The sequence below is a fragment of the Micromonospora echinofusca genome (assembly GCF_017614955.1).
GTDB lineage: Bacteria > Actinomycetota > Actinomycetes > Mycobacteriales > Micromonosporaceae > Micromonospora > Micromonospora echinofusca_A.
The window spans coordinates 1-5,727 of sequence record NZ_WVUH01000410.1 but is presented as its reverse complement, the minus strand read 5'-3'; the positions used below and the strand labels follow the sequence as shown (position 1 = coordinate 5,727).

Here is a 5,727-nt window from a genome sequence, read left to right as displayed (position 1 = left end):
AACCCCGACCAGGCCTCCTACTGGATCACCGCCAAGGACCTGGCCGACTGGACCGCCACCCGCGGCTACTCCGCCTGACACATCCGAACACCACGAAGGGCCGGCCCACCACGGGCCGGCCCTTCGTGACGTGTACACCGCGGGTACAGGTTTCGGCGGCACGGCACCGGGCATCCCTGGACGATGCCTGACCTGGACCAGCCGGCCGCGACCGTCACCACCTACGAGGACGGTCCGCTGCTGCTGCGCGGCGACTTCGAACTGCGGACCCAGAGCGGGGAGACGATCGACGCGCGACGACGGACGGTCGCCCTGTGCCGGTGCGGCGGATCGGCGATCAAACCCTTCTGCGACGGCACCCACAAGGCGCTCGACTTCCGGGCGGCCAGCGTGCCCCAGCGCAGCGAGACGCTGCTGCACCCGACACAGGTCGGCGACCCGGACCCGACGCGCGGCAGCGTCAGTGGGGAACGACCGCCCGTCTGAGCTGCCGTCGGCTGTGCGCGGCGGTCCGCAGTCGCCGACCGGCGTAGGGCACCCCGCCCCGGCCGTACCGCAACGCCAACGCCAACCAGCTGCACACCGCCCGCTCCAGTACCCACACGGGGGCCAGCAACGGCAGGTGGGCCGGGTAGACGGCGGTGGCGCCCGCCCGTCGTCGGCCGACCTCCGCGGCGGCCACCACACCGGCCGCGCCGACCAGCAGCGCTGCCGGGCGCCGCCGGGCCAGGGCCGCCAGCACGGCGGGTACGACACCGAGGAACACCAGCATCCGCGCCGGTTGGGCGAGGTCGTCGTACGCCTGCCGGACCCGTTGCGACCAGAACCGACGGGCGTCCGGTGGTACCCGTCGGACGAACAGGTCGTGCGCCCGCAGCTCCACGCCACCGGCGCAGCCGACCGTGCGGATCAGTTCGAGGTTCTCGAACAGGACGTCGCCGTCGTAGCCACCGATGGCCAGGAAGACGCTCCGGCGGATCCCGAGGGTCCCCGGGTAGTCGGCGCCGAACGCCCGGTTCAGCAGGGTCCGGCCGCTGTCCCAGGCGGCGTGCCAGGGCAACGGGTGGAAGAAGTTCTGCGGCCGGACCAGGTCGGCGGTGTCGAGCAGCCGGCGCATCCGGGTCAGTGCCCTGTCGTCGTAGCGGACGTCGTCGTCGGCGATGACCACCGCCTCGTGCCGGGCCAGCCGGACGCCGGTGGTCACCCCGCTGACCTTGCCGTTGGCGAAGGTGAGCCGGGCGTCGGGCGGTACGTGCCGGACGTACGGCCGCCAGGACCGGGCGTGCCGGGCGAAGAGGGGAGCGGCCGAGCCGTCCACCACGGTGACCTCGGCCCGTCGGCTGAGCCACCGCAGGTAGCCGGTCAACTCGTCCAGCCCGGTGTCGTCGGACCAGCGCAGCGGCAGCACGTACGACAGGTCGGCGGGACGGTCGGGTCGTCGCCGGTACGGGGGCTCCGGGTCCATCAGCCGGCCGGCACCAGGACGCGCAGGGACGTGGCCCCGGCCTGCCACCGGTCCAGCAGGTGGGTGGCGAACAGCCGCTCCAGGGCCAGACAGCAGGCGGCCCCGAACCAGACGTCCCCGGCGGCCTCCGGGTCGGCGACGGCGAACGCCCCGCACATGTCGTGCGTGGCGATCTGCTCGTGCACGGCGTCCGCCTCGACGTGCTCGTCGTAGAAGCGGGTGGCCTCCGGCGGGCCACCGAGCCGCCGCAGTCCGTCGCCGTACCGGCGGTTCGGCAGGGACGAGGTCATCTCGAGGGCGGCCAGGTGCCCGAGCAGCGCGCCCCGCCAGCGCCGGTGCAGACCGAACAGGGACATCAGGTTGTTCACCGCCAGGGTCACCGCCGGCACCGCGTCGACGTGCGCGCCGTACCCGGTGTCCAGACCGAGCCACCGGGCGGTGTCCCGGAACAGGTGGGCGTGCATCCGGGACAACTGGCCGCCGCCGTACTCGTCGATCTGGATCTCGATCAGCGCCGCCTTGGCGAGACCACCGAGCCGGGGAATCGCCCAGGTGTGCGGGTCGGCCTCCCGCAGGTGGTACACCGACCGGTGCGTGACGAACTCGCGGAACTGGGCGATCGTCGCCTGCCGTCGTACCGTCGTCGACAGCGGCGGCCCGTCGTCGGCGGCGGCCAGCGCGAGCAGCGCCTGCGGTACCTCCTCGGGGCGCAGCGCCGGGACCGGGCCGACCAGGGCGGACAGCGCCCGCTCGAAGCGGCTCTCCGCGTCGCGGCGCAGCGCGAGCAGCGACGGCTCCCACTCCCACCGGTCGTCGACCCCGTCCCAGCCCCGGTAGTGCAGCTCGTAGCAGACGAACAGCACCAGGTGCAGGTCCTCGTCGTGCACGACCTCCACCGGGTCGGCCGGGTCGGGCCGCGCCCAGGCCCGGACCGCGTCCCGCAGGCCGTCGGGCAGCGGGCCGGGGGTGCGCCGCAGGGTGTCGACCAGGGCGGCGGAGACCGGACCACGGGACGTGGGCAGGCGCATCGCGGTCTCCTCTCGGTCCGGTCGGGAGTCGGCCTGAAGTGCCCCGTCCGGCGGGCGCTAAACCGCCCACCGGACGGGTCGCCGCCCCGCTGACCCCGGTGCCGGTCCCGCCGTCGGTCAGGGGCGGGGGTGCATCTGGCCGATCCGCAGCCGGTTGCCGAACGGGTCCCGGATGCCGAAGTCGATGCCGTACGGCCGGTCCACCGGCTCGTCGGTGATGTCGACGCCCTTGGCCACCAGGTCCTCGTACGTCTTGTGGGCGTCGTCGGTGGTCAGGAAGATCGCGCCGCCCAGCGCGCCCTTGGTGAGCAGTTCGCGTACCTGCTCGGCGGTGGCCGGGTCCATGGCCGGCGGGCCGGGCTTCTCCAGCAGGATCTCGCGCTCCGGGTCGCCGGGGACGTTCACCGTCAACCAGCGCATGAAGCCGAGGTCCTGGTCGGTGTTGACCTCCATGCCGAGCTTGCCGACGTAGAAGTCGAGGGCCTCGTCCTGGTCGAGCACGTAGACCTGGGAGCGGGTGATCTTGTCAATCGTCATGTCGATCACCCTAGGCGGGGGCTCTGACCTGCTGCTTATCCAAAACTGCTCGGTCGCATCCAGGACTTCGCGAAGCAGTTCGGTACCGCGTCGGTGGCCGCCGGGGTCCGGCTCCTGCGGTACCCGCTGGGCGACTCGCCGACGATCTGCCGGAAGGTGCGGCTGAACGTGCCGAGGCTGCTGAACCCGACCGCGTAGCAGACGTCGGTGACGTCGAGGTCGCTCTGCACGAGCAGGTACATCGCCCGTTCCACCCGGCGACGCTGGAGGTAGCGGTGCGGGGTCTCCCCGAAGGTGGCCCGGAAGGTACGGATGAAGTGCGCCTCGGAGACGTGCGCGATGCGGGCCAGCGCGGGGATGTCCAGCGGCTCGGCGTACGAGCGGTCCATCGCGTCCCGGGCCCGCAGCATCGCCCGGTTCGACTGTTCCACCGCGCGACTCATGCCCGCCAGGATAGGCGTCGGCGCCCTGCCGTCCCGACAGGGCGCCGACAGCGGTCGGGCGGTCAGCTGGTGGGGAAGTTGTCCGGGGTACGGATGCGGTTGCGCATGAAGTTGCCGGACTCGGTGAGTACGGCGGTACCGGCGTAGGTGCTGCCGTAGCAGGTGCCGGGGCGGAACGCGGCGCTGCCCTCGTCGGCGTCGGAGTAGGTCCAGTTCGCGTAGCTGATCTTCAGCCGGTCGAGCAGGTCCAGCCAGGCGGTGCTGCTGGCGGTGTCCACCGCGCCGCCGCCGGTGTAGGTCACGGTGCCGAACTCGGTGACGAACACCGGCAGCCGTGCGGCGGCCCGCTCCAGCTCGGCCCGGTAGTTGTCCCGGTGCGAGGCGGCGTAGAAGTGGAACGCGTACATGATGTTGCTGGCGTTGACCGGGTTGTTGACGACCTCGGTGGAGTTGCCGCCCTCGGAGACCCCGAGCGACGACCAGCCCCGGGTACCGACGATGACCACCGCGTCCGGGTCGCTGGCACGGATCACCGGGATGACCTGCTCGGCGTAGTTCTTGATGGTCGACCAGCTGACGCCGTTGGGCTCGTTGGTGATCTCGTAGATGACGTTGTTCTTGCCCGCGTTGCGGGCGGCCACGGCGGCGAAGAACGTCTTGGCCCGGTCCAGGTTGTACATCGGGTCACCGGGGGTCAGGGTGTGGAAGTCGACCAGCGCGTACATGCCGCGCTCGGTGGCCTCGTCGACCAGGGTGTTCACCCGGTTGGTGAACATGGTCGGGTTGGTCTCGTAGCCGTCCTCCTGGACGTACATGCTGACCCGCAGCAGGTCGGACCTCCAGTCGTCGGCGAGGGCGTCGAGCGCGGCGTCGTTGTAGCAGTGGTGGGCGGCGGTGCCGTGGTGGGCGTGGTCGAGCCGGTGCAGACCGTGCCGTTCAGCGTGAACGACGTCGGCGCGGGGTTGCTGGTGGTCCAGGTGCCGTTGAAGCCGATGCTGGTGCTGGCGCCGGTGGTGAGCGAGGCGTTGTAGCCCAGGTCCTTCGCGGTGACGCTGCTGCCGGTCTGGCTGTACGTGGCCGACCAGCCCTGCCCCACCTTCTGCCCGGAGTCGGGGAAGGTGAAGCCGAGAGTCCAGCCGTTGACCGGGTCACCGAGGTTCTTGATGGTGATGGCGGCGGTGAACTCACCGGTCCAGCTGCTGGTGGTGTAGGTGACGGCGCAGCCGGTGGCTGCCGTGGCGTCGGCGGCCGGCAGGGCCACCGACGTGCCCATGGTCAGCGCACCGATGGCGCCGGCCACGACCAGGTTGCGCCGGGACAGGCGCGGGATGTGTGCCATGAGGTCGTCTCACTTCTGCTCGGGGGTACGGGCATGGGAATGCGTCGACGGACGCGGTGCGGATGCGCTGCGCGCAGTGCGAACGGGCGACGTCAGCCCCCGTCGCCGCTGGTCCCGGTGCGCTCCGTCGGTCGGTCACGACGGTGACGCCGGTGTCCGACCCAAGCCCGGGAGCGCTCCCATGCAGCCTAGGGTCGTCCTCGACCTCCTGGCAACACGTGTCGCACGACGCCCTACACTCGTCCGCGGGCGGGCCGTAGCGCAGAGGTCGTCGCGCCCGACCTTAATTGGGAGGACGCCAGTTCGATTCCGGTCGGTCCGCTCCCCGAACCTCCAGGATGGACCGTGGAACGTCGACGTGACCGGGAGCGCTACCTCCGGATGCTGGGGTACGCGGCCCCGCCCGCGATGGTCGCCACCGTCGCCGTCCGACGCGCCGCCGGGGACTGGCGGGGCGTGTGTGCCGCCGGGCTCGTCGACGCGCACGTCGACCTGCGGGACGTGGCCGCCCGGTACGGCCACGACGCGGCGGCCCGGATCGAGGCCGACCTGGTGGGCCTCGCGCCGGACCTGCTGCGCCGGTACCTGCCCCGCAGGGACGACGTCACGCTGGTGCCCCGGCTGCGGGTGGTGCTGTCCCGGCAGGCGACCCCGATGTGGGCGACCCCGGCCCGCCGGGGTGTCCCGGTCCTGGTGGCCACCCTGCCGCACGGCGAACGGGCCCGCCAACGCCTGACGCTGCGGGTCGAGGACCTCGGCAGCCTCCCCCGGGACTGGTACGACCTGCCGGACTGGTGCTGGCACGCGGACGCGGTAGCGGCCCGCCGCTGGGCGTGCGGGGCGGCACCGGAGCGGGTCGCCTGGCACACCGCCGACGGCCGGCCGTACCCGCCGGACACCCCGCCCGCGTCGGAC

At 72.3% G+C, this 5,727-nt stretch carries 7 protein-coding genes, 1 tRNA gene and 1 pseudogene; 3 read left to right on the top strand and 6 right to left on the bottom strand.

Annotated features, from left to right (window positions below; translation table 11 throughout):
* Positions 1 to 183: 183 nt before the first annotated feature.
* A complete protein-coding gene (locus GSF22_RS29735; protein WP_208817232.1) occupies positions 184 to 486 on the top strand; it encodes a CDGSH iron-sulfur domain-containing protein in 303 nt (100 codons plus the stop codon).
* Here the strand turns inward: GSF22_RS29735 and GSF22_RS29730 are convergent.
* From GSF22_RS29730 to GSF22_RS35160, 6 genes are all read right to left on the bottom strand, one after another.
* Positions 461 to 1,465, bottom strand: coding sequence for a glycosyltransferase (locus GSF22_RS29730; RefSeq protein WP_208817231.1), 1,005 nt, complete (start codon positions 1,463 to 1,465; stop codon positions 461 to 463). The genes GSF22_RS29735 and GSF22_RS29730 overlap by 26 nt on opposite strands.
* Entirely contained in the window at positions 1,465 to 2,493 is a 1,029-nt protein-coding gene (locus GSF22_RS29725; protein ID WP_208817230.1) for an iron-containing redox enzyme family protein, read from the bottom strand. The genes GSF22_RS29730 and GSF22_RS29725 overlap by 1 nt, the downstream gene beginning before the upstream one ends.
* 117 nt (positions 2,494 to 2,610) lie before the next feature.
* Positions 2,611 to 3,030 (bottom strand): VOC family protein, encoded by a 420-nt coding sequence (locus GSF22_RS29720; protein WP_208817229.1) that lies wholly within the window; start codon positions 3,028 to 3,030, stop codon positions 2,611 to 2,613.
* Positions 3,031 to 3,065: 35 nt separating this feature from the next.
* Positions 3,066 to 3,473 (bottom strand): helix-turn-helix domain-containing protein, encoded by a 408-nt coding sequence (locus tag GSF22_RS29715; RefSeq protein WP_208817228.1) that lies wholly within the window; start codon positions 3,471 to 3,473, stop codon positions 3,066 to 3,068.
* A gap of 62 nt (positions 3,474 to 3,535) precedes the next feature.
* The gene (locus tag GSF22_RS35165; protein ID WP_244454367.1) at positions 3,536 to 4,300 is read right to left on the bottom strand and encodes a glycoside hydrolase family 5 protein; all 765 of its coding nucleotides are present in this window, start codon (positions 4,298 to 4,300) and stop codon (positions 3,536 to 3,538) included.
* Positions 4,231 to 4,812 (bottom strand): cellulose binding domain-containing protein, encoded by a 582-nt coding sequence (locus GSF22_RS35160; RefSeq protein WP_244454366.1) that lies wholly within the window; start codon positions 4,810 to 4,812, stop codon positions 4,231 to 4,233. The genes GSF22_RS35165 and GSF22_RS35160 overlap by 70 nt, the downstream gene beginning before the upstream one ends.
* Positions 4,813 to 5,061: 249 nt before the next feature.
* Between GSF22_RS35160 and GSF22_RS29705 the strand changes: the two genes are divergently transcribed.
* Positions 5,062 to 5,135, top strand: a tRNA-OTHER gene (locus GSF22_RS29705).
* Positions 5,136 to 5,157: 22 nt separating this feature from the next.
* Positions 5,158 to 5,727, top strand: a pseudogene (locus GSF22_RS29700) (hypothetical protein); the annotation flags it as partial.